Source organism: Enhydrobacter sp. (genome assembly GCF_030246845.1).
Taxonomy (GTDB): Bacteria; Pseudomonadota; Alphaproteobacteria; order Reyranellales; family Reyranellaceae; genus Reyranella.
The window spans coordinates 4084699-4107534 of record NZ_CP126889.1 but is presented as its reverse complement, the minus strand read 5'-3'; the positions used below and the strand labels follow the sequence as shown (position 1 = coordinate 4107534).

The following is a 22836-nucleotide window of genomic DNA, read 5'->3' as shown; positions in this document are numbered from 1 at the left end:
CGCCGGTTGCGCTCGCCGACCCGGGGGCTTAAGTGTCGGCGCCCATCCGGAAGGATCCATGTTCGAGCCCGCCGAGCGTCTCAAGAGCGTCAAGGTTTCCGCGTCCGCCGCCATGACCCGCAAGGTGCGCGAGATGCGCGCGCAAGGGGTCAAGATCGTGGGGCTTTCCTCCGGAGAGCCGGACTTCCCGACCCCCAAGCACGCCATAGAGGCGGCCCACAAGGCGGCGCTGGCCGGCGACACCAAATATCCGGCGCAGGACGGCACGCGGGCGCTGAAGGAGGCCGTGCAGCGCAAGTTCAGGCGCGACAACCGGCTCGACTATGCGCTCGACGAGATCATGGTCAGCAACGGCAGCAAGCAGATCATGTACAACGCCGTGATGGCGAGTGTGAATCCGGGTGACGAGGTGATCATTCCCGCCCCCGGCTGGATCAGCTACGCCGACCAGGTGAAGCTCGCGGGCGGCATGCCGGTCTCCGTCTCCTGTCCCGAGAACAACCAGTTCAAGCTGCGCGCGGCCGATCTCGAGGCGGCGATCACGGCCCGAACCAGATGGGTGGTGCTGAACTTTCCCAACAACCCGACCGGCGCGATCTGCTCGCGGACGGAGATGCGGGCGCTCGCCGACGTGCTCCTGGCGCATCCGCACGTGCTGGTCATGGCGGACGAGATCTACGAGCATCTCACCTACGACGGAAAGGAGTTCTGCTCGATCGCCGAGGTCGAGCCGAGGCTCCGCGACCGCACCCTGACCGTGAACGGCGCTTCCAAGGCCTATGCCATGACCGGCTGGCGCGTCGGCTATGCCGGTGGTCCGAAGGCAATGATCGCCGCCATGACCAACATGCAGGGCCAGGCGACCGCGGGCGTCTCGACGATCGGCCAGGCCGCCGTCACGGCCGCGCTCGACGGCCCGCAGGATCTGATCGGGGAACGCGTGGCCGACTACCAGAACCGGCGTGACCTCGTGGTCGGCTGGCTGCGCGACGCGAAGGGCATCACCTGTCACAAGCCCGAGGGCGCGTTCTATGTCTTCCCCAACATCGCGGGCTGCATCGGCAAGACCACCAGGGCCGGCCGCAAGATCGAGACCGACACCGATTTCGTGACGGCGCTGCTCGAGGAGCGCCAGGTCGCCACGGTGCAGGGCGCGGCCTACGGCATGAGCCCCTACTTCCGCATCTCCTATGCCACCGACATCGAGAGCCTGCGCGAGGGCTGCCGCCGCATCCAGGAGTTCTGCGCCGATCTGAAGTGACGACCGTTCGGTCGTCACTCCTCCGGCTCGGTCGAGAAGGCGAGCGGATAGCCCTTGCGGTGGCCCATGTCGGTGCCCTCGCTCGCCTTGCTCTCGGCGACGTCGCGTGTGAAGGCGGCGACGACGCAAGCCCCCCTCTGATGCGCGGTCATCATGATGCGATAGGCCTGGTCTTCGCTGGTGCGGAAGACCGCCTTCAGAACCTGCACGACGAATTCGCGCGGCGTGTAGTCGTCGTTCAGCAGGATGACCTTGTAGAGGCGCGGCTGCTGGACCTTGGGCTTGGCGACCGTGTCGGGCTTCAGGACGACGTCGTCGCTCATAGGCTGCTCCTATGCCGAGGCGAAATCCTGCGCGATCCTAGGCCAAAGCCCGTTTGCCGTCATCCCACCGGCATGGTCTCGGCGAGTGGCGGCAGCTTCACCACCTTTGCATACCAGGCCTCGAGCTTGGGATGGCCGGGACGCCATGGCTCGTTGGCATAGCGGAAATCGAGATAGCCCAGCGCGCAGCCGATCGTGATCTCGCCGATGGTCGCGAGCGCGCCCAGCGTATCAGCCTCCTTCTCGAGGAGGTCGACGGCGCGCTTCACCTTGCCTTGCTGCAGCTCGATATAGCTCTTGCGGCCCTCGTCCTGCGGCAGCGTGAGCTCGCGGCGGCGCGGCTGGGTGGCGTCGAGGATGCCGTCGCCCAGCGCCATTTGCGTCAATGCCCGCCAGCGCGCGGGGCCCGCGGCCGGGAACAGCTTGGGCGCCGAGCCGACGCTGTCGAGATATTCGCAGATCACCGGGCTGTCGTAGATCGCCATGCCGTCGTCGGTCATGAGCGTCGGCACCTTGGACAGCGGATTGTACTGCAGCAGCGCCGGATCGGTGGTGCCGATCTTCAGCCGCTCGATCCTGTCGTCGATGCCGCGCTTGATGGCGCAGGCCGTCACCTTGCGCACATAGGGGCTGGCGGCTGAGTAGGCGAGCTTCATTTCTTCCTCCGTGGCTTCGTCCCTACATAGCGCGTCGGAGACTCGGCGACGAGGTGCCTCCTCGGCAGAGCCCCCGCCTTGAGGTAGGCTCCGCCCGCATGCCGCTCGACAAGCCTGCTTCGGACGTCTGGGCTCTGCTGGCCGACTGGGCCGGGCAGACACCGGACATGCCTGCGCTTCTGCATGGCGACCGCACGATCTCCTTTGCCGAGCTCGCCGAGCGCGCGCTGCGCGTGGCGCAGGGCCTGGCCGATCTCGGCGTCGGCCGCGGCGACCGTGTGGCGCTCTGGCTGCCCAACGTGCCGGCCTATCTCCTGCTCTACTTCGCCTGCGCACGGCTCGGTGCCATCGCCGTCGCCGTCAACACGCGCTATCGCGCCGTCGAGGTCGCCGACATCGTGAGCCGGTCGGGCGCCAAGGTGCTCGCCTGTGCGCCCGGCTTCCGCCACATCGACTTCCTCTCGATCCTGGCCGACATCGAGCCGCAGGCGCTCGATGCGCTCGAGGCGCTGGTCATCGTCGGCGAGACGCCAGCCGCCACGCCGGGCGCAGTCGAGCGGTTGCGGCGGGTGCCTTTCGACCGTCTGCTGACGCGGCCGCGGCGCGGCCCCAGCGATGCCGGCGCAAGGGCCGTCTGCAATATCTTCACCACCTCCGGCACCACCAGCGCGCCGAAGTTCGTGGCCCATCGCCAGGGCGCGATCGCAGGCCACGCCCAGCAAGTGGCCCGCGCCTTCGGTCTCGCGGCCGCCGACACGCTGTCGCTGAGCATCATGCCGCTCTGCGGGGTTTTCGGCTTCAACCAGACGCTCACCGCGCTCGCCGCCGGCAAGCCCTGCGTTCTGGTGGAGTCGTACGACATCGATACGATCGCCGCGCTGATCGAGCGCCATCGGCCGACCACGCTGTTCGGCAGCGACGACATGTTCTCCCGTCTGCTCGAACGCATGCCGGGCGAGAGGCCGATGCCCTCGGTGCGATGGGCCGGCTATGCCGGTTTCAATACCGCGCTCGAATCGATCGCCGAGACGGCGGAGCGGCGCGGCCTGATCCTGCGCGGCCTCTACGGGATGAGCGAGGTGCAGGCGCTGTACGCGGCACAGCCTCTCGACGCCCCGACAGTCCGGCGCAAGAAGGGCGGCGGCATGCCGACATCGCCGCTCGCCCATGTGCGCATACGCGACCCCGAAAGCGGCGCGCTGCTGGAGCCTGGGCAGCCCGGCATGATCGAGTGCGCCGGCCCGTCGCTGATGGTGGGGTACTGGGGCAACGAGAAGGCGACGGTCGAGACGGTCACCGCCGACGGCTATGTCCGCACCGGCGATCTGGGCGAGCTCGATGCCGACGGGGGGTTCACGTTCCTGAGCCGCATGGGCGACGTGCTGCGGCTCTCGGGCTTCCTGGTCAATCCGCTCGAGATCGAGACCCACATCCAGAGGCTGCCCGGCATCGAGGCTTGCCAGACCATCGCACTCGCCCGGCCCGAAGGTGTTCGTGCCGTCTCCTTCGTGACGCTGGCGGCGGGCGCCGGCCTCGACGAAGGCGCCGTCATCGCCCATTGCAAGCAGGGCCTCGCCAACTACAAGGTGCCGTTGCGCGTCTTCGCGGTCGACGACTTCCCCAGGACTCCCTCGGCCAACGGCTTCAAGATCCAGCGCAACAAGCTGCGCGAGATGGCAGAAGCTCTTGTGGACCGTGAGCCTGCGGCTCGCTCATGAGCGAGCGGGATGCCCGCGGTCCAAAAGACGATCACTGCCACAACCGGCGGCTCGCGATCGAGGCGCCTTGCGCCAGCATCTCGAGCTTGGCCCAGGCGATGTCACGATGGACGCGGCCGCCGAGACCGCAGTCGGTCGAGGCGATGACGCGTTCGCGACCGACCAGCCGCGCGAAGCGGCCGATGCGTTCGGCCACCAGCTCGGGATGCTCGACGACGTTGGTGGCGTGGCTCACCACGCCCGGCAGGATCAGCTTGTCGTCGGGCAGTCTGGTCTCCTTCCATACCGCCCATTCGTGCTCGTGGCGCACATTGCCCGCCTCGAAGGAATAGGCGCCGGCATCGATCTTCAGCATCACCTCGACGATGTCGCGCATGGCGATGTCGGTCGTATGCGGTCCGTGCCAGCTTCCCCAGCAGAGATGGAAGCGGATGCGATCCTGCGGCAGGCCGCGCAGCGCATGGTTCAGCGCCTCGACGCGCGGCATGGTGAACTTGCGATAGTCCTCGACCGAGGGCTCGGGGTTGATCTGGTCGAAGTTCTCGGCGATCGCCGGATCGTCGATCTGCAGGATGAGACCCGCATCGACGATCGCCTTGTACTCCTCGCGCATCGCCTCGGCGCAGGCGAACACGAATTCCTCGTCGCTCCTGTAGTGCTCGTTGCCGATGCGCGAGGCGCTGCCCGGACCGATCGAGGTCATGAAGCCCTCGCTGATGTCGTTGGCGGCGAGCGCCGCCTTGAAGTTGGCGATGTCCGCCGCGATGGCCGCCTGGCCGGTATAGGTGAGCGGGCCGACGCAGACCGGCCAGTCGGTCGTGCGCGGCCCGGTGGAGACGCCCGACTCCGGATCGGCATAGGCCGCGGCGAAGCGCAGGCGGTCGCGACGATCGCCGAAGCTCGACAGGACGACGTTGCCCGGGCTCGAACGGCGCACCGGGAAGTCGTAGAGGCCGAGCCCGGCCACCTTGAGTCCGCCCAGGCGCTGAAACGAATAGCTCCACCAGGCGCGGTAGTTGACCTTGTGGCCCATCGACTTGCCGTACTCGCCGTCGCCGGGCACCGCGATGCCCGCCTCCTTCTGGCGACGCACGACGTCCGCCACGCTCCGCCGCAACGCCTCCTGGAACTCGGCCTCGTCCGCCTTGCCCGCCTCGCGTTGCCGGTTGGCCTCGATGAGATCGTCGGGCCGCGGCAGGCTGCCGGCATGGCTGGTGAGGATGCGGTCGCCGCTCGTCCTCATATCACCGCCCCTTGAACCTGGCGGGCTTGCGCTTCTCGGTGAAGGCCCTGGCGGCCTCCTGGAAGTCCTCGGTGAGATAGAGTCGCTCGGGCGCGGTCTGATGCATGATCTCGCGGCTCATGCGGTCCATGTACCAGCGCCTCAATCTCACGGTCGAGCGCACGCTGAGCGGCGGGTTCCCGATCACTTCCTCGGCAAGCTCCCGCGCTACGTCGAGATGCTTGCCCCTGGGCGCCACGCGGTTGATCAGGTTGGCCGCGAAGGCCTCCTCGGCGGTGAAGAAGCGCCCCGTCAGTGCCGCTTCCATTGTGAAGGCGCCACCGCCGCGGAACTGCATCAGGCCCCAATATTTGCCCGCGCCGAGGCCGCGCGAGGTTTCGGTGATCTGGAAGCGCGTGCCCTCCTCCGCCACGATCAGATCGCACTCGAGCACGATGCCCACTGACAGGCCCAGGACGTAACCATGTGGCGCGGCGATGACCGGCTTCCAGTTGACGGCCTTCGTCAGCAGGTCGGCCGAATGCGTGCCGCGCCCCTGCGGGCCGCCGAGCTTCAGGAACTCCTCGCGCGAGCGGAGCTGGCGCTGATGGACATCGGCGCCGCTCGAGAAGGCACGGCCGTTGCCGTGCAGGATGGCGATCTCGGCCTCGTCGTCGACATCGAAGCGATGCAGCGCCTCGCCCAGCACGCCGACCAGCTCGTCGCTGAACGCGTTGAGCTTCTCCGGCCGGTTGAGCGTCAGGGTGACGATCGCTCCATCCCGCTCATACTCCACGAGCGCCATCGTTTCCTCCTTTGCAGTCGCTTCAGATACTTCTTGATGCCATGCTGGCCGACCAAATCACGAGCCGCGGGAATTGCAACAGGAGAAACAAGCAATGGCCAAGCGCAAGAGCGTCAGCTATCCGGGATTCAAGCACCAGAACCCGATCCCCAATGCGAGCCGCATCGGCAACATCCTGATGTCGAGCGTCATCAGCGGTCGCGATCCCGAGACCAGCGCGATGCCGGCCGATCTCGACGGGCAGGTCACCAACGTCTTCAAGCAGATCAGGCTGTGCGTCGAGGCGGCAGGCGGCACGGTGGACGACATCGTCAAGGTCAACTTCTGGATGAAGGATCCCGCGACCGGGCGCAAGGCGCTGAACGGCGAATGGACCAGGATGTTTCCCGATGCCGAGTCGCGTCCCGCGCGCCATACCCTCTTCCTCGACGCCAACAGTCCCAGTCACCTCACTTGCGATTTCGTGGCGGTGATCGGCGGATAAGACCTATCGTCCCGGCAAATGCAGATTGGCGACCGCGGCGCCGAAGAAGGCCTGCGGTCGCGATTCCCGACGCACCCCCAGCCGCCGCTCCAGCACCTCGACACAGGACTTCGTGCCAGTCGCCACCTGGCGCCACGTGCGGGCAGTGTCGATCTGCTGCAGGAAGCACTGGTCATAGTAGGTATAGTCGTCGTCGGCGCCGCAGCCGAAGCTGGTGCGGTCGGCCGCGGCGGCCGTCAGGATGATGCGGTTGGGCCGGCGTGTCTCCGAACTGATAAAGACGCCGCTGTGGCAGGCGGAGACGACCAGCACGGTGGGAACGCTGCCGCAGCTCTGCTCCAAGTCACGGTCAAGCACGGACGGACCGAATACCCGTCGGTCGGCGCGCAGGACGAAGCCGCGCTCCTCGCCGTGGCTGGTGATGTAGACGAAACAGGCGTCGCCGCCGACGTTGCGCAGCCCGTCGCGGACATTGGTGGAGGTCGCAAGGCCGGCGCCTCCCGTACGGTCGGCCGTGAAGGTCCGAATGGTGCGCACGCCGAGCGCCGCAAGCCGCTCCCGCAACGTATCCACGGCGTTGTCGAAAGCAGGACTGCTGTCGTCGCCACCGACCAGCATCGCATGCCAGCCGGTCGCCGGCACGGAGGTGGCCGGCCCGGCCATCGGCCGATCGGCAGGCGGCGCGAGCGACGGCGCACCGTCCGACGACGACATGCAAGCCGCAACCGACAGCGCGAAGACGAAGGTCGCGGCGCGCAAGGACATGCGGATGTCTCCCTATCTCAGGCGGCCGGCCGCTTCGCTCCCACCGAGCGCAACGCCATCTCGGCGTAGAGCGCCGCCATCTGTTCCTCGGCCAGACGGCCGCCCGGACCGTACCACATCGAGACGTGCGTGCATTGGTCGAGCAACGCCATGGCGACCGCCTTGAGATCCTCCCGCCCGTCGACCTTGGGCGGCGCGAACACGCCGCGCTCCACGCCCTGCGCGAGAATGCCGACCAGCACATCGCGGATGGCGCGCCGCGAACGGCGAATGTCGGCGACGCGGCTGGGATCGAGCCAACCCAGCTCGCGGTTGGCCACCAGCGCCTCGACCCGCAGCCGGCAGTGGCGCACGACATAGGCGCGCACGAAGGCCGCGAGCTTGGCCTGCGGATCCTCGCCGGCCTCCGCGACCGCCTGCCGGCAGACCCGCTCGAGCTCCGCCTGGGTCGAGGCGATGATGTCGTGCAGCAGCTCGTCCTTGGAGCGGAAGTGGTTGTACAGCGCGCCCTGGGTCAGGCCACACGCCTTCATGATGTCGCGCACCGTGACGACCGGGTAGCCGCGCTCCGCGAACTGGCGGAACGCGGCGGTGCGGATCGCCTCGACCGGCGGCCGGCCCTCGCGCTCGATCGCCGCGGACGCCGTGGAGGCATTCCGCGCCGTCTTGCGCCGGATCATGGCGTGGCTCCGGCCATGTCGCACACGAGCCTCCAGGCGAGATCGGCGGCCGGCCGTACCAGCTTGCCGGAGTCCGCGGCCCGGATGTTCGACGCGGTGCCGTCGAGCGACCGCGCATACACGCCCTGCCTGATGCAGGAGACGCGAAAGAGATTGTAGGCCATGTAGAATTCCCAAAGACCAGGGTCGGGCGGAACTCGCCGCGACAGATCGCAATAGTAGGCGACCATCTCCCGCTCGGTCGGCAGGCCGAGGGCCTGGAGGTCATGGCCGTCGAGGCCACCCCAATCCCTGGGCGTGCGCCACAGCATGCAGAGATAGGACAGCTCGGCCAGGGGATCGCCCAGGGTCGAGATCTCCCAGTCGATGATGCCCAGCACGCGCGGCTCGGCGGCGTGGAAGATCATGTTGTCGAGGCGATAGTCGCCGTGCACCAGCACCGTCTGGTCGCCGGCCGGCAGATGCGCCGGCAGCCAGTCGAGAAGCTTGTCCATCGACTCGATCTTCTCCGTCTCCGACGCCTTGTACTGCTTGCCCCAGCGCGAGATCTGCCGTGCCACATAGCTGCCCGGACGGCCGAAGTCCGCCAGGCCCAACGCTACATAGTCGACGGCATGCAGCTTCGCGAGCGTCTCGAACTTCGCCCTGTAGATGGCAAGCCGGCCCTCCTTCGGGACCTCCGGCAGCAACGGGTCCCACAGCACCCGGCCGTCGCAATATTCCATGATGTAGAACGCCGTTCCGATAACGCTGTCGTCCTCGCACAACGCGTACGCCCGCGGAGTCGGCACGTTGGTCCGGTTCAGGGCCGAGATGACGCGGAACTCGCGATCGACCGCGTGGGCCGAGGGCAGGAGCTTGCCTGGGGGCTTGCGGCGCAGGACGTAGCGGCGGCCTCCGCCGTCGGTCAGGCGATAAGTCGGATTCGACTGCCCACCCTTGAACTGCTCCACCTGCAAGGGTTCCACAAAGCCCGCCACCCGGGCCGCCATGAAGCGGACCAGGGCCTGGACGTCGAAGCGGTGCTTCTCCTGCACCGCCATCGTGCCGATATAATCTGCGCCTTTTCTCGCCACCAAGAGCTCCTGAACGGGCGTTTACCCGGGCGGAGTTTGCTCGTCCGTTCGCAGGCATGCAATACGCCGAAAACCGCCGGCTGAACGACCGACCAGCGCGGAATCGTGGTCCTGCACGACTGCCGATCATTGCCCGTTTGCATGCCGGCATGCGACACAGCGGGCGCTGGCTACCGCTTGCGGCCGCGCCGCGCCTCGTGGACGAAAGGCTGGACGGAGCCGCTGCTGACATGCATATCGGCGACGCAACTTGCGGCTGGGTGAGGTTGCCGGAGTGTCAGGCAGGTCCCGGTCACCGGACCCAATATCGCGATATGTAGACGACGGGGAGGCATCGTTTGAGTCGATTCCTGAGCAAGGACTTCTTGTCCGGGGTGATGTTCATCGCCTTCGGCCTGGCGGCGATTTTTTTCGGCCGCCATCTTGCCGTCGGAACGCCGGTGCGCATGGGACCGGGATACGTCCCGAACATGCTGGGCTATATCCTGATGGTGCTCGGGTTGATCATTGCCGGCATCGCCATGCTCAAGGGCGGCGAGCCCGTTGAAACGCCGAGATTGCGGCCGATCGCGATGGTGACGATCGGCGTTGTCGTCTTTGGGCTGCTGTTCGAGAGGACCGGTCTGCTCCCCGCGCTGATCGCGCTCGTCCTCCTCGCTTCGCTCGGCGGCAGCGAATTCAAGCTGACCGAAGTCATCGGCAACATCGTGGTCCTGGCGATCCTCTGCATCCTCGTCTTCAAGGTCGGGCTCGGCATGAACGTCGCCATCGTGAACGGGATCTGGTGACATGGCCATGTTCGACCACCTTGCGCTCGGCCTGCAGGTCGCTGTTTCGTTGCAGAACCTGCTCTATGCCTTCATCGGCTGCATGGTCGGCACGCTGATCGGCGTGCTGCCGGGCATCGGCCCGACGGCGACCATCGCCATGCTGCTGCCCATCACCTTCCACCTGCCGCCGGTCTCCGCCCTGATCATGCTGGCGGGCATCTACTACGGCGCCGCGTACGGCGGCTCCACGACATCGATCCTGGTCAATCTGCCCGGCGAGTCCTCGTCCGTCGTCACCTGCATCGACGGCTACCAGATGGCCCGCAACGGACGCGCGGGCGCCGCCCTGTCGGTCTCGGCGCTGGGCTCCTTCTTCGCCGGCACGGTCGGCACCGTCATCGTCGTGCTGTTCGCCGAGCCCTTGACCCAGATGGCCCAGAAGTTCGGGCCGTCGGACTACTGCTCGCTGATGGCGCTCGGCCTCGTGGCCGCGGTCATCCTGGCGAGCGGGTCGGTCATGAAGGCGATCGCCATGGTCTTCCTCGGCCTGTTGGTCGGGCTGGTCGGCACCGACGTCAACACCGGTGCACAGCGTTTCACCTTCGACATTCCGGAGTTGAGCGACGGCATCGATTTTGCACCGGTGGCGATGGGCCTGTTCGGCATCGCCGAGATCGTCGTCAACCTCGAACGCAAGCTGACACGCTCGGGTACGATCAAGGTCGCGTCGCTGTGGCCGACGCGCGAGGAGATACGCCGTGCCATCCCGGCCGCCCTCCGGGGGACCGGCCTCGGCTCGATCCTCGGTGTGCTGCCCGGCGGCGGCCCGACCCTGGCCGCCTTTTCGTCCTACACGCTCGAGAAGAAGATCTCGAAGACTCCCGAGATATTCGGCAAGGGTGCGGTGGAGGGCGTGGCGGCGCCGGAATCGGCCAACAACGCGGCGGCGCAGACATCGTTCATCCCCATGCTGACGCTCGGCATCCCGTCGAACGCCGTAATGGCCTTGATGGTCGGCGCCATGATCATCCAGGGCATCCAGCCGGGGCCCGAGGTGATGACAAAGAAGCCGGACCTCTTCTGGGGCATGATCGTCTCGATGTGGATCGGCAACCTGATGCTGGTCATCATCAACCTGCCGATGATCGGCATGTGGGTGAAGCTGCTGACGGTGCCTTACCGTTTCCTGGCGCCGGCGATCTTGCTGTTCTGCTCCATCGGCGCCTACAGCCTCGCGAACAGCACATTCCATGTGTATCAGGTCGCGATCTTCGGCATCATGGGCTACATCTTCTCGCGCTTGGGATGCGAGGGCGCACCCTTCCTGCTCGGACTGGTGCTCGGGCCGCAAATGGAGGAGTATTTCCGACGCGCCATGCTGCTTTCGCGTGGCGATGCGTCAGTCTTCATCACGAGGCCGATCAGTCTCGGTCTGCTGATCGCCACCGCGATCCTCCTGCTGCTGATGGCGTTGCCGAACATCAAGCGGGCCCGCGAGAAGGCGTTCCAGGAAGAAGAAGGTTGATCCTCGAAGGAGTGTAGCCATGGCCGACCTGCCCAAGCGCGTGACCATCGACGAAGAAGGCCCTCGCGAGGGCTTCCAATCGGAGAAGAAGATGATCCCGGTCGCCGACAAGGTGCGCCTGATCGAGGCGTTGGCGGAAACCGGTCTCACCCACATCGCCTGCGTGTCCTACGTCAATCCCAAGCGCGTGCCGACCATGGCGGACGCCGAGGAGGTGGCGGCGGCGATCCATCGCAAGCCTGGCATCCACTACAGCGCGCTCTATCTCAACCAGCAGGGCCTGGAGCGCGCGCTGCGCGGCCCGCTCGATGTTGAGGGCAGCGTGCGCATCACCGCGTCGGAGACCTTCTCGCGCAAGAACATCGGCAAGTCCGTCGCCGATTCGCTGGTCGAGCAGCGGCTGTCGCTCAAGACATTCAAGGATCGCGGCATGCCGGTGAAATGGGGTGTCGTGCTGGGCGCGTTCGGCTGCAACTACGAGGGCGAGCTGTCGACCGAGCTGATCCTGCAGCGTTGCCAGCAGATCCTCGACGAAGCGGAGCTGGCCGGCTTCAAGCTGACGGGCGTGAAGCTCACGGACGCCATGGGATGGGCGACGCCGCAGTCGGTCGAGCGCCTGATCGGCGCCATCCGCAACAGGTGGCCCGAGCTCGAGATCTCGCTGCATTTGCATGATACGCGCGGCACCGGCCTGCCCTCAGCCTATGCCGGGCTGAGGCTGGGCGTCACGAAGTTCGACGCCTCGGTCGCCGGCCTGGGCGGCTGCCCGTTCGCCGCCACCAAGGGCGCCGCCGGCAATATCTGCACCGAGGACTTCGCCTACATGTGCGAGGAAATGGGGATCGAGACCGGCCTCGACGTCGAGCGGCTGATCGAGGTGGCCAAACTCGCCGAGCAGATCGTGGGACGCCCCTTGCCCGGCCATGTGATGCGCGGCGGCACGCTCAAGGCGGCCAAGCAGAAGGCTGCACAGAAGGCGGCGGCATGAACGCCGAGACGGGGTCGGCCGGCACCGTGCCGGACTCGACCTACGTCGCGGTGGCGGGCCTGCCGTGGATGCCGACGCGCTTTCCCGGCATCGAGTCCAAGGTGCTGATGGAGAACAAGGCGACCGGCATGTCGACCGTGCTGATGCGCTGGGCGCCAGGTGCTCGGCTGCCGCTCCACGAACATGTGGCCCTGGAGCAGAGCTACGTCCTGCAAGGATCGCTGATCGATCATGAGGGCGTCTGCACCGCGGGCAACTATGTGTGGCGCCGCCCCGGCAGCCGGCACGATGCCTGGACCGACGAGGGCTGTCTCGTGCTGGCGTTCTTCCTCAAGCCCAACGAGTTCTTCGATTGCACAACGACTGTACCCTTGGCAACATGACCCCCTTCTAGCGCCGGCCACAAGGCGCACCGAGGGAGGAGTCCATGAAGCTACGGCAGGCCCTGACGGGCGCCGCTCTGTGCGCATTCACCAACTTTGCGATCCCGGCCTTCGCCGACATGCCGAAGGAGATGTCGTGGACGGCCTATGACACGGGCTCCTCGGGCTTCAATATCGCCGTCGCGATCGGGCAACAGTTCAAGCAGGCGCATTCGTCCGACGTACGCATCCTGCCGTCGGGCAACGATACCGGCCGGCTTTCCCCGGTCAAAGCCAATCGCGCCGTCATCTCGCAGATGGGCATCGGCACCTATTTCGCCCAGGAAGGCATGTTCGAGTTCGGCTCGAAGAGCTGGGGCCCACAGCCGGCGCGGCTCATCATGGCCGCCACCGCATGCAACGGGCTCTCGCTCGCCGTCGCCAAGGATACCGGCGTCAAGGAAGTGAAGGACATCAAGGGCAAGCGGGTCGGCATCGTGGTCGGCTCACCGGCGCTCACCCAGGGCGTGCTGGCGCTGATCTCCTTCGGCGGCCTGACCGAGAAGGACGTCACGCTGGTCCAGTTCTCGTCGAACAACGCCATGTGGAAGGGCATCATCAACAACGAGGCCGACGTGGCGCTTTCCTCGACCATCTCGGGTCAGGCCAAGGAGGCCGACAGCTCGCCGCGCGGCATCACCTGGCCGGCCATGCCGACCGAGGACAAGGAAGGCTGGGCGCGCATCCACAAGCGGGCGCCCTACTTCGTGGCTCAGAAGGCAACCTGCGGCGCCGGCGGATTGTCGCCGGATCATCCGGTGACGATGGCGTCGTACGCCTATCCGATCTTCATGACCTATGCCGACAGGCCGGCCGACACGATCCACGCCATCACCAAGACCATGATCGACACCTACGACGGCTACAAGGCGGGAGCGCCGGGCGCCGACGGGATGGCGCTCGATCTCCAGAACTTCACCTGGGTGGTGCCGTACCACGAGGGGGCGATCCAGGCCTTCAAGGAGAAGGGCGTCTGGTCCGATGCCGCGCAGAAGCACAATGACGGACTGATCGCCCGCCAGAAGGTCATGATGGATGCCTGGAAGGCCTATCGCGGCTCGGCTCCGTCGGACGACAAGGCGTTCGCCGGGGGCTGGCTCAAGGCCCGGGCCGAGGCGCTGAAAAAAGCCGGCATGGACGTGGTCTTCGAATAGGAGGCGGGCATGATCCGAATCCTCGCCCTGGCGCTGGTGGCATTGTCGGCAACGATTGCAAGCGCCGAGGCGGAGGATGCCAAGCTGCCTGCGACCCTGACGTTCACCGCCTACGACACCGGCTCCTCCGGCTTCAACATCGCGGTCGCTGTGGGCAAGGCCTTCAAGCAGCGCCACGGCTCGGACCTGCGCGTTCTGCCCGCGGGCAACGATGTGGCCCGGCTGGCGCCGGTCAAGGCCGGCAGGGCGCAGGTCGCGGCCAACGGGACGGGCACCTACTTCGCCCAGGAAGGCGTGTTCGAGTTCGGGCTGCGCGACTGGGGCCCGCAAAGGCTGCGCCAGCTCCTGCACTCCAACGACTGCAACGGTGCGGCGCTCGGCGTGGCCAAGGATACCGGCGTGACCGAGCTCAAGGGGCTGCGTGGCAAGCGCGTCGGAATGGTGGTCGGCTCGCCGGCGCTGAACCAGAACGCGCTTGGCATGCTGGCCTTCGGCGGACTTTCGGCGGCCGACGTCAAGCTGGTCGAGTTCGCGAGTTACGGCGCCATGTGGAAGGGCGTGCTGAACAACGAGGCCGACGCCGCCTTCGCCTCGACCCTCTCCGCCCAGCCCAGGGAGGTCGACAGCTCGCCGCGCGGCCTCGTCTGGATGCGCACCCCGCACGGCGACAAGGCGGGATGGGCGCGCCTGCGCAAGGTGAGCCCGTTCATCTCGCCGCACATGGTCACCTGCGGCTCCGCCGGGCTGTCGCCGCAGGCGCCGGCCGAGATGGCGGGCTTCCCCTATCCGATCTTCATGGCCTACGACAGGCTGCCAACGGACCTCGCCTACGCCATCACCCGGTCCATGATCGCCGACTACGACCTCTATAAGGACGGCGCTCCCGGCGCGGCCGGCCTCGAGGTCAAGCGGCAGAAGCTCGACTGGGTGGTGCCGTTCCACGATGGCGCGATCAAGGCGCTGAAGGAGGCCGGTGTCTGGACGGCCGAGGTGCAGAAGCACAACGATGCGCTGGTGGCGCGGCAGGATCGTCTGACAAAGGCATGGGCCGAGCATCTCGAGTCCAATCCGCCGGACGACCGGGAGGCTTTCCGCAAGGCCTGGCTCGCCCGGCGCAAGCAGACGCTGCAGCAGGCGGGGCTCGACGTCGTCTTCGAGTGATGCCGCGCCGTTGAAGGGGGACGTCGAGATGGCGGATGTCGCAAAGGCGAAGGTCGTGTTCGACGACCCTCATCAGGCCGGTCCGGCGGAAGCCGAGACCCTGCGGGTCCGCACCCTCGCCGGCGCCTGGCGCTGGGCGCTGGTCGCCCTGACCGGGGTCACGATCTTCCTCTGCATCAATCAGCAGTTCGGGCTGCGCTTCTTCGTCGGCTTCACGCCGCTCAACACGGAATATTTCTACCTGCTCATCCTCTGCATGCTGCCCTTCACCTTCGTGATCTTCCCGGGGAACCCGAAGGCGTCGGTCGAGCGCATCCCGTGGTACGACGTTGCCCTGTTCGCCGGCACCGCGGCGGTCTCGTTCTATCTCATGCTCAACATCCGCAAGGCGGCCGAGCTCGGATGGGAGTTCGGCGAGCCGCCGGAGCCGATCATCTGGTCCGGCTACTTCATGTGGATGGTGCTGATGGAGGCGCTGCGCCGGACCGGCGGCTGGAGCCTGCTGCTGAGCGTCCTGCCTTTCACCGTGTATCCGCTGTTCGCCGGCGCCGAGTGGCTGGGGCCGCTCAAGGGCAACCAATCGACGCTGCAGCAAGCCACCGCCTATCACATGCTCTCGACCGAGAGCCTGCTCGGCATTCCCATCCAGGCCTTCGCCGACGTGGTGATCGGCTTCCTGGTCTTCGGCACCGCGCTGATGATGACCGGCGCCGGCAAATTCTTCATCAACCTCGCCTTCGCCCTCTGCGGCACCTTCCGCGGCGGCGCCGCGAAGGTCTGCATCTTCGCCTCCGGGCTGCTCGGCATGATGTCGGGCAGCATCGTCAGCAACGTGCTGACCGCCGGCACCATGACCATCCCGACCATGAAGCGGACGGGCTTTCGCGCCTCCTATGCCGGAGCGATCGAGGCCTGCGCCTCGACCGGCGCGGTGCTGGCGCCGCCGGTGATGGGCGCCACGGCCTTCGTGATGGCGCAGTTCATGGGCACGACCTATGCCGAGGTGGCCATCGCGGCAATCATCCCGGCTCTGCTCTACTACGCCGGCCTGTTCATGCAGGTCGATGCCTATGCCGCCCGGCACGGCTTGCGCGGCCTCGAAAGGCGCGAGCTGCCGAGCCTCCGGCAGACTTTCCGGGAGGGCTGGTACTTCGCCTTCGTCGTGGTCGTGCTGATCGTGATGCTGCTCTATTTCAAGCGCGAGAGCCATGCGCCCTTCTACGCGACCGCCTTGCTGCTGGTGCTGAACCAATGGGAGCAGCCGGGCCGCTGGCGGCCGGTCAACACGATCAACCTCGTTGTCGCCGTGATCGCGACCGCGGTCATGACCGCGCGCAGCGACGATCTCGCCAAGGTGTTCGCCTTGCCGGCGGCCACACCGGCCGACGCACTCTTCGATGCCTGGATGAACGCGCTCCTGATGCCGATGCTGGGCGGCATGCTGCTTCTGGTGGTGCTGAACGAGGCGTTCGGCGAGAAGCGCTGGGGATTGGCGCGCTACGCCCGCTTCCTGGAGGCCAACGGGCGGACCTTCGTCGAGCTGGTCGGCATCCTGGCGGGCTGCGGCCTCCTGATCGGCGCCTTCTCGCTGACCGGTGTCATCGCCTCGCTGGCCAACGATCTCCTCGCCCTGGCCGGCGGCAACGCCCTCCTGCTGCTCGCGATGTGCGCCATCACCAGCCTGATCCTGGGCCTCGGCCTCACGACGACGGCCTGCTACATCTTCCTCGCCATCCTGGTCGGGCCGGCGCTCGAAAAGCTCGGCATGAACAAGATGGCCGTCCACATGTTCATCTTCTACTGGGGCATGCTGTCCTCGATCACGCCGCCGGTCGCCATCGCCTCGTTCGCCGCCGCCGGCATCGCCGGAGCGCCGGCGATGAAGACCGGCTGGGAATCGATGTGGGTCGGCTGCATCATCTATTTCATCCCGTTCTTCTTCGTCGCCAATCCGGCCCTCGTGTTGCAGGCGGCGCCGGGCGGTCCGGTGCCCTACCTCGAGGCCGTCTACCTCGTCGTGACGGCGCTGATCGGCACGATGTTCATCTGCGGCGGCATCCAGGGCTACCAGGCGGGCATCGGCAACCTGCAGACCGTCGGCATCCTCGAGTGGCCGGTCCGGGTGCTGCTGATCGTGGGCGGGCTGGTTCTCGCCACGCCCGGCGGCGGCTTCATGCCGCTTGGCAATGCGGCGATGGAGCTTCTGGCCCTGGCCATTCTTGTCCCCACCCTCGCTGTCGCGCTATTGCTCGTCCGCCGCGTTCGCGCGGCCTGATCAGCAGCGAGGCGGAAGTTGATGGCAGGGGTCCTGGAAGGCATTCGCGTTCTCGATTTCGGCCGGTACATCGCCGGTCCTTTCTGCGGCACCATGCTGGGCGATCTCGGCGCGGAGGTGATCCGCATCGAGAAGCTCGACGGCAGCGAGGACCGCTGGGTGACGCCGGTCGTGCAAGGCGGCGAAGGCGCCATGTTCCTCCAGATGGGCCGCAACAAGCTCGGCCTCACGCTGAACCCGATGAAGCCCGCCGGCCGCGAGATCGTCCGGAAGCTGGTCGCCGTCTCCGACGTGGTGATCGCGAACCTGCCCTATGAAGACCTGCAGAAGATGGGGATCGACTACGAGTCCCTCTCGGCCATCAATCCACGCATCATCCTCGCCACCAATTCGACCTTCGGCTCGGAGGGCCCCTATGCGACCCGCGTCGGCTTCGACACGATCGGCCAAGCGATGTCGGGCGCCATGTATCTCTCGGGCGACGGCAAGGTGCCGACCCGCGCCAACACGCCGTATGTCGATTTCAGCTCGGCGCTGCTCAGCACCGTCGGCGTGCTCGCGGCCCTGATGGACCGCGCCAAGACCGGCAAGGGGCAGAAGGTCGAGACAGCGCTGTTGCGCACCGCCATCAACATCGCCAACGGTCATCTGATCGAGCAGGCGATGCTCGGTCTCAATCGGGTGGCGACGCTCAACCGCGGCTTCACCGCCGGGCCATCGGATACCTTCAAGTGCAAGGACGGCTGGATCTACGCGATGACCATCGGCCAGCCGTTGTTCGTCCGCTGGTGCAAGCTGATGGGCGACGAGAGTCTCGCGAGGGATCCGCGCTTCAAGGACGATCTCGCACGCGGCGACAATGGCGAAGCCCTGTCGGAGATCATGCAGAAGTGGTGCGGCGGGCGCACGGTCGCCGAGGCCCTGGCCGAGCTCGAAGCCAACCGCATCCCGGCGGGCGCCGTCTATACGCCGCAACAGACGCTCGACGACCCGCATGTCCAGCAGGCCGGCTTCTTCCACCACATGGAGTTCCCCGGCGCGGCCAAGCCGGTGCCGGTGCTGCAGGAGCCGGTGAAGCTCTCGCGCACGCCGCTTTCCATCCGCACGCGCGCGCCCAAGCTCGGCGAGCACACCGACCAGATCCTGCGCGAGCTCGGCTACGGGCCGGCCGACATCGAGAAGCTGCGGGCCGACCGGGTGGTTTGAGATGTCGCCCGCGGACCGTTTCGCCGACCTGCCGGCCCTGCTGTCCGCCGACCCCGACCTGCTGCGCCGCGGGCGCTGGCTTTCCGTCGACTGCCGGATCGATATCGGGGCGGAGCCGTTCTTTCTCTCGATCCGCGACGGCGCGCTGGCCGCGCTCGAGCGGGGTCAGAGGCTGATGCGCTCGACCGCCTTCACCGTGCGCGCCACGGACGAGGCCTGGATCAACTACTGGAAGACGACCCCCGACCCGGGCTGGCACGACCTCTTCGCCCTTGCCAAGCGGGGTGTGGCCTCGATGGAAGGCGATCTGCGTCCGCTGCTGCAGAACCTGCAATATTTCAAGGACCTGCTGGCACTGCCGCGGCGGGCGCCGGGAGGAGGCTGACCGTGGCGCCCAGGCTCGATCCCATGGTCGGTCGCTATCTGCACACCGAGATCGACGGCGTCCCTCACCGCCTCTATTTCGAGGAGGCGGGCCAGGGCATTCCCCTCGTCTGCCTGCACACGGCCGGCGCCGACGGCCGTCAGTATCGCCATCTGATGGCCGAGCCCGAGATCACCCGGCGTTTCCGCGTGCTGGCATTCGATCTGCCATGGCATGGCAAGTCGACGCCTCCGGACGGATGGGAACGCCAGGAATACCGTCTCACGACGGAGGGCTACACCGCCGCCATCCGTGCCTTCTGCCGCGCGATGGAGCTCGACCGGCCGGTCGTGATGGGCTGCTCGATCGGCGGCCGCATCGTGCTCAACCTCGCGATCGCCCATGCCAGGGAATTCCGGGCGCTGATCGCCCTCGAAGCGGCGGATTTCCAGCAGCCCTGGTACGACACGTCTTGGCTGCATCGGCCCGACATCCATGGCGGCGAGGTCTGCGCGGCGCTGGTATCCGGCCTGATCGCGCCGCAGAGTCCGCCGGTCCATCGCCACGAGACGCTCTGGATGTACATGCAGGGCGGCCCTGGCGTGTTCAAGGGCGATCTCTATTTCTACCGGGTGGATGGCGATCTGCGCGAGAAGGCGAAGTCGATCGACACGAACATCTGCCCGCTCTACCTGTTGACTGGCGAGTACGACTTCTCCTGCACGCCCGAGGACACGCTGCGCACCGCGCGGCAGATCCCCGGCGTCGACGTGAAGATCATGAAGGAAGTGGGTCACTTTCCCATGAGCGAGAACCCGGCCAAGTTCCGCGAATACATCCTGCCGGTGCTGAGCAAGATACCTTAGCCGTTCCGTGTCATCCCGAGCGCAGTGAGGGATCTTTCGCAGCGCCGCTCAAGGATTCCTCGCTTCGCTCGGAATGACACAGGATTGTCATGGTGTGCGCATCGAGGTCAAAGGATCTGGAAAACTTCGTACACCGGGCCGGCGGGATCGCGCCGGCCGGTGGCCACGCAAACGATGCGGTTGAGAAAGCGGTACTTCTCCGAAGCGGTCTCGAACCACGGCGTGGTGCGGAAATAGTACTGGCCGGGATCGACCTTCTCACCCTTGTTGAGCTGCTCGATCACCCAGGCTGGCCCGTGCCGCATGCCGCGATAGTGCATGTAGACCAGATGGTCGTCGTGTGTCCTGAGCGTCAGCCTCACGTCGAGCATCAGGATGCCGTCGCGCCGCTGCAGCAGCCAGTCGCCGCCGGGCGATGGCAACACCGTCCCCTTGAGCTCCTCTCCCTCGAAATGCCCGCCCTTCACGGTCGCGATGCGGCGCCGGCCGTAGGGCGTCTCGCCGAGATCCGCGGAATTCGGATCGACATCGAGCGCCAGCGTGAACAGGTGGGACGAGCGGAGTGTCGGTTCGGTCATGACCTCAGATCCTTGCGCTGCGCCCGGCCCAGTAGGGCTCGCGCAGCTCACGCTTCATGATCTTGCCGATGGTGCTGCGCGGCAGCTCCTCGCGGAACTCGACAGCGACCAGTCGCTGCGTCTTGCTAAGCTGGCCGTTGGCCCAATCCTTGATCTCGTCTTCGGTGGCGGCAGCGCTTTCACGGCGCACGCATAGCGCCATCGGCGACTCGCCCCATTGCTCGCTCGGAACGCCGATCACGGCCGCATCGACCACGTCGGGATGCTTGAGCAGCAGAACCTCGATATCCGCCGCGTAGACGTTGAAGCCACCGGAAATGATCATGTCCTTCTTGCGGTCGAGCAGGACGACGAAGCCGTCCTCGTCGATCCGGCCCATATCGCCGGACCTGAAGAACAGGCGGCCGTCCTTGTCGTGCCAGAAAAGGTCGCGCGTCTTGTCGGACTGCTTGTAGTAGCCCTTCATCATGAGCTGGGCGCGGCCGGCGAGCTCGCCCACCTCGCCCTGCGGCAGCACCCGCCCCTGCTCGTCGAGCACCACGATCTCGCTGCCGAGGCCGGGCTTGCCTACGGTATGCAGCTTGTCCGGATGGAGATTGGCCTCGAGGGTGCAGCTCCCGCCGCCTTCGGTGAGGCCGTAGATCTCGATCAGCCGCCCCGGCCAGCGCTTCAAGCACTCGGCCTTCACCTCGGCGCGCAACGGCGCGCTGGTCGAGAGCTTCGCCTTGAAGGCACCGAGATCGTATTTGCCGAAATCTGGGTGCGCCAGGAGGCGCTGATACTGCACGGGCACCAGCATGGCATGCGTCACACGCTCGCGCTCGGCGATCTCCAGGAACTGCACCGCATCGAACTTCGGCATCAGGATCGTCGTGCCGCCGATGCCGATGGTCGCCAGCACCGCGACCAGCGTCGTGTTGGAGTAGAGCGGCGTCGAGGCAAGCGAGATCGTGTCGGGACCGTAGTCGAAGGCCTGGAAGCGAACGGCGAGGATGTCCCGCATCGCATGGCTGTGCAGGATGCCCTTCGGCAGGCCGGTCGTGCCCGAGCTGTAGATGATGTTGAAGTCGTCGAGCGGATCGATCGGCAGGTCGAAGGCCGTCTCGCCGGCCGGAGCGAGCCAGCGCTCGAAGCCGTGCCAGCCCTGGCGCTCGAAGTCGTAGGCGATGCGGCCGCCCGGCACGAGCTTGCCGAGTCTCTCCTCGTAGGGCTCGACCAGCGCGCGATACCGGTCGGAGAGGAACAGCAGCTTGGCGTCGCAATCGTCGAGCATCTTCTCGAGCGCATCGGCGGCGGCCATGGTCGAGAGCGGCACGACGCAGGCCCCCGCGCGCAGGCCGCCCATGAAGGTCTCGAGATATTCGATCGAGTTGGCGGCGAGGATTGCAATCTTGTCGCCCTTGCCGATCCCCATGCCCGTTAGCGCGCAGGCCACCTTGTCGACGCGCCGATCGAAGTCGCGCCAGCTCCGCCTCTCGTCGCCGCATTTCACCGCCGTCTTGTCCGGCCATCGAGCGGCGTTCCGCGCCACCCGGACCGGGATCGACACGAACTCGGGAAAGTCCGCCGCTGTCGGTTGCGGGACGAGCAGATCGGCCGGAGATGACTGATCCGGACTCATCGGACGCGCCTACCTCTTGGGCTCGACCTTCTGGATAGGTCCTCCGGCCTTCTTCCAGGCACCGAGTCCGCCTTCGAGATGGGCGACCGGCGTCAGGCCCATGTCCTGCGCCGTCTTGGTCGCGAGCGCCGAGCGCCAGGCGCCGGCGCAGAAGAAGACGAACTTGTTGCCGGTCTGGAAGTAGTCCTTGGCATAGGGGCTCTCCGGATCGATCCACATCTCCAGCATGCCGCGCGTCACATTGATGGCGCCGGGGATCGTGCCCTCGCGCCACAGCTCGCGCGGATCGCGGATGTCGATGAAGGTGACGCCGGGCTGCCCCACGAGCTTCATCGCCTCGGCGACCGGCACCGTCTCGATGTCGCGGTTGGCCTCGTCGACCATCTGCTGCACCGTCTTCCTGATCTTGAGCGGCATGGGCATTCCTCCAGACCCGATGCCCCTTTGTACTTTCAGAACAGCAGGCGCGGAAGCCCCGGCATGTCGGAGTCACAGGCGGCCGATCTCGAAATCCGCACAGGAGAATCCGAACTGGGCGAGACCCTCCTCGAGATAGTCGCTCGCCTGGGGCTGGCCGAGCAGATAGCCCGCGGCGTGCTCGGCGTACTCGCGCATCGCCTCGTTGTGCAGCGCCTGCCATTCGTCGATCTCGCGGTCGCCGCGGCCAAGCTGCAGGAGCGCAACGAGGTCGGCCTTCTCCTCGTCCGCCAGCGCGTCGATGGCGGCCTGGAGTTCCTGGACGATCGGATTGTCCGCATGATCTTCGAGTATGGACACCATCCGATCGTCGGACGGATTCGACGAATCGTCCGGGTCGGTATCGACGTCCTGCACGTCGAACTCGCGCATCTTCACGATCAGATAGCAGACCTGCTCGGACGAGATGGAAAGTGTCGGCATTGCATCGCTCCTCCTC

24 protein-coding genes are annotated in these 22836 nt (G+C 66.6%); 13 read left to right on the top strand and 11 right to left on the bottom strand.

The window, feature by feature from the left end:
• The first annotated feature begins 58 nt into the window (after positions 1-58).
• Positions 59-1261: a pyridoxal phosphate-dependent aminotransferase gene (locus OJF58_RS20470; RefSeq protein WP_300779593.1), complete on the top strand. Its 1203-nt coding sequence runs from the start codon at positions 59-61 to the stop codon at positions 1259-1261.
• Between the two features lie 14 nt (positions 1262-1275).
• On the opposite strand, the gene clpS is transcribed toward OJF58_RS20470, so the two are convergent.
• Together clpS and OJF58_RS20460 are read right to left on the bottom strand one after the other, a co-directional pair.
• The gene (clpS, locus tag OJF58_RS20465) at positions 1276-1584 is read right to left on the bottom strand and encodes an ATP-dependent Clp protease adapter ClpS (RefSeq protein WP_300779592.1); all 309 of its coding nucleotides are present in this window, start codon (positions 1582-1584) and stop codon (positions 1276-1278) included.
• A 59-nt stretch (positions 1585-1643) separates the two neighbouring features.
• On the bottom strand, positions 1644-2240 hold the full coding sequence (locus tag OJF58_RS20460; protein WP_300779591.1) for a glutathione S-transferase N-terminal domain-containing protein: 597 nt from the start codon (positions 2238-2240) through the stop codon (positions 1644-1646).
• Positions 2241-2338: 98 nt separating this feature from the next.
• On the opposite strand from OJF58_RS20460, the gene OJF58_RS20455 reads away from it, so the two are divergent.
• Positions 2339-3958: an AMP-binding protein gene (locus tag OJF58_RS20455; protein ID WP_300779590.1), complete on the top strand. Its 1620-nt coding sequence runs from the start codon at positions 2339-2341 to the stop codon at positions 3956-3958.
• Positions 3959-3989: 31 nt separating this feature from the next.
• Here OJF58_RS20455 and OJF58_RS20450 read toward each other — a convergent pair whose 3' ends face one another.
• Both OJF58_RS20450 and OJF58_RS20445 read right to left on the bottom strand, forming a co-directional pair.
• A complete protein-coding gene (locus OJF58_RS20450; RefSeq protein WP_300779589.1) occupies positions 3990-5201 on the bottom strand; it encodes a cobalamin-independent methionine synthase II family protein in 1212 nt (403 codons plus the stop codon).
• A gap of 1 nt (position 5202) precedes the next feature.
• Positions 5203-5985 (bottom strand): enoyl-CoA hydratase-related protein, encoded by a 783-nt coding sequence (locus tag OJF58_RS20445; protein ID WP_300779588.1) that lies wholly within the window; start codon positions 5983-5985, stop codon positions 5203-5205.
• Between the two features lie 94 nt (positions 5986-6079).
• Between OJF58_RS20445 and OJF58_RS20440 the strand changes: the two genes are divergently transcribed.
• On the top strand, positions 6080-6469 hold the full coding sequence (locus OJF58_RS20440; protein WP_300779587.1) for a RidA family protein: 390 nt from the start codon (positions 6080-6082) through the stop codon (positions 6467-6469).
• A gap of 3 nt (positions 6470-6472) precedes the next feature.
• On the opposite strand, the gene OJF58_RS20435 is transcribed toward OJF58_RS20440, so the two are convergent.
• From OJF58_RS20435 to OJF58_RS20425, 3 genes are read right to left on the bottom strand one after another with little or no spacing between them, the layout of a single operon-like run.
• Positions 6473-7234: a C13 family peptidase gene (locus OJF58_RS20435; RefSeq protein WP_300779586.1), complete on the bottom strand. Its 762-nt coding sequence runs from the start codon at positions 7232-7234 to the stop codon at positions 6473-6475.
• 17 nt (positions 7235-7251) lie between these two features.
• Positions 7252-7914: a TetR/AcrR family transcriptional regulator gene (locus tag OJF58_RS20430; RefSeq protein WP_300779585.1), complete on the bottom strand. Its 663-nt coding sequence runs from the start codon at positions 7912-7914 to the stop codon at positions 7252-7254.
• Entirely contained in the window at positions 7911-8957 is a 1047-nt protein-coding gene (locus OJF58_RS20425; protein ID WP_300785331.1) for a phosphotransferase, read from the bottom strand. Before OJF58_RS20425 ends, OJF58_RS20430 begins: the two co-directional genes overlap by 4 nt.
• Positions 8958-9328: 371 nt before the next feature.
• Here OJF58_RS20425 and OJF58_RS20420 point away from each other — a divergent pair, with 371 nt between their 5' ends.
• The 10 genes from OJF58_RS20420 to OJF58_RS20375 are packed head-to-tail and all read left to right on the top strand — an operon-like array spanning position 9329 to position 19721.
• Positions 9329-9778, top strand: a complete 450-nt coding sequence (locus OJF58_RS20420; protein ID WP_300779584.1) for a tripartite tricarboxylate transporter TctB family protein — start codon at positions 9329-9331, stop codon at positions 9776-9778.
• 1 nt (position 9779) lies between these two features.
• Positions 9780-11285 (top strand): tripartite tricarboxylate transporter permease, encoded by a 1506-nt coding sequence (locus OJF58_RS20415; RefSeq protein ID WP_300779583.1) that lies wholly within the window; start codon positions 9780-9782, stop codon positions 11283-11285.
• 19 nt (positions 11286-11304) lie between these two features.
• Positions 11305-12273 carry a hydroxymethylglutaryl-CoA lyase gene (locus OJF58_RS20410; RefSeq protein WP_300779582.1) on the top strand — a complete coding sequence of 323 codons (969 nt, stop codon included), beginning with the start codon at positions 11305-11307 and terminating at the stop codon, positions 12271-12273.
• Positions 12270-12656: a cupin domain-containing protein gene (locus tag OJF58_RS20405; RefSeq protein WP_300779581.1), complete on the top strand. Its 387-nt coding sequence runs from the start codon at positions 12270-12272 to the stop codon at positions 12654-12656. Before OJF58_RS20410 ends, OJF58_RS20405 begins: the two co-directional genes overlap by 4 nt.
• Before the next feature lie 44 nt (positions 12657-12700).
• On the top strand, positions 12701-13849 hold the full coding sequence (locus OJF58_RS20400; RefSeq protein WP_300779580.1) for a TAXI family TRAP transporter solute-binding subunit: 1149 nt from the start codon (positions 12701-12703) through the stop codon (positions 13847-13849).
• Between the two features lie 9 nt (positions 13850-13858).
• Complete coding sequence (locus OJF58_RS20395; protein WP_300779579.1) at positions 13859-15010, top strand: TAXI family TRAP transporter solute-binding subunit; 1152 nt, start codon at positions 13859-13861, stop codon at positions 15008-15010.
• Between the two features lie 28 nt (positions 15011-15038).
• A complete protein-coding gene (locus OJF58_RS20390; RefSeq protein WP_300779578.1) occupies positions 15039-17285 on the top strand; it encodes a TRAP transporter permease in 2247 nt (748 codons plus the stop codon).
• A gap of 21 nt (positions 17286-17306) precedes the next feature.
• Positions 17307-18491, top strand: coding sequence for a CoA transferase (locus tag OJF58_RS20385; RefSeq protein ID WP_300779577.1), 1185 nt, complete (start codon positions 17307-17309; stop codon positions 18489-18491).
• Position 18492: 1 nt separating this feature from the next.
• Complete coding sequence (locus OJF58_RS20380; RefSeq protein ID WP_300779576.1) at positions 18493-18876, top strand: hypothetical protein; 384 nt, start codon at positions 18493-18495, stop codon at positions 18874-18876.
• A gap of 2 nt (positions 18877-18878) precedes the next feature.
• Positions 18879-19721, top strand: coding sequence for an alpha/beta hydrolase (locus OJF58_RS20375; RefSeq protein ID WP_300779575.1), 843 nt, complete (start codon positions 18879-18881; stop codon positions 19719-19721).
• A gap of 107 nt (positions 19722-19828) precedes the next feature.
• On the opposite strand, the gene OJF58_RS20370 is transcribed toward OJF58_RS20375, so the two are convergent.
• From OJF58_RS20370 to OJF58_RS20355, 4 genes are all read right to left on the bottom strand, one after another.
• Complete coding sequence (locus OJF58_RS20370; RefSeq protein ID WP_300779574.1) at positions 19829-20299, bottom strand: DUF3237 domain-containing protein; 471 nt, start codon at positions 20297-20299, stop codon at positions 19829-19831.
• 4 nt (positions 20300-20303) lie between these two features.
• On the bottom strand, positions 20304-21920 hold the full coding sequence (locus OJF58_RS20365) for a class I adenylate-forming enzyme family protein (RefSeq protein WP_300779573.1): 1617 nt from the start codon (positions 21918-21920) through the stop codon (positions 20304-20306).
• A 9-nt stretch (positions 21921-21929) separates the two neighbouring features.
• The gene (locus OJF58_RS20360; RefSeq protein WP_300779572.1) at positions 21930-22337 is read right to left on the bottom strand and encodes a rhodanese-like domain-containing protein; all 408 of its coding nucleotides are present in this window, start codon (positions 22335-22337) and stop codon (positions 21930-21932) included.
• A 72-nt stretch (positions 22338-22409) separates the two neighbouring features.
• Positions 22410-22820 (bottom strand): DUF3775 domain-containing protein, encoded by a 411-nt coding sequence (locus tag OJF58_RS20355; RefSeq protein ID WP_300779571.1) that lies wholly within the window; start codon positions 22818-22820, stop codon positions 22410-22412.
• Positions 22821-22836 lie beyond the last annotated feature (16 nt).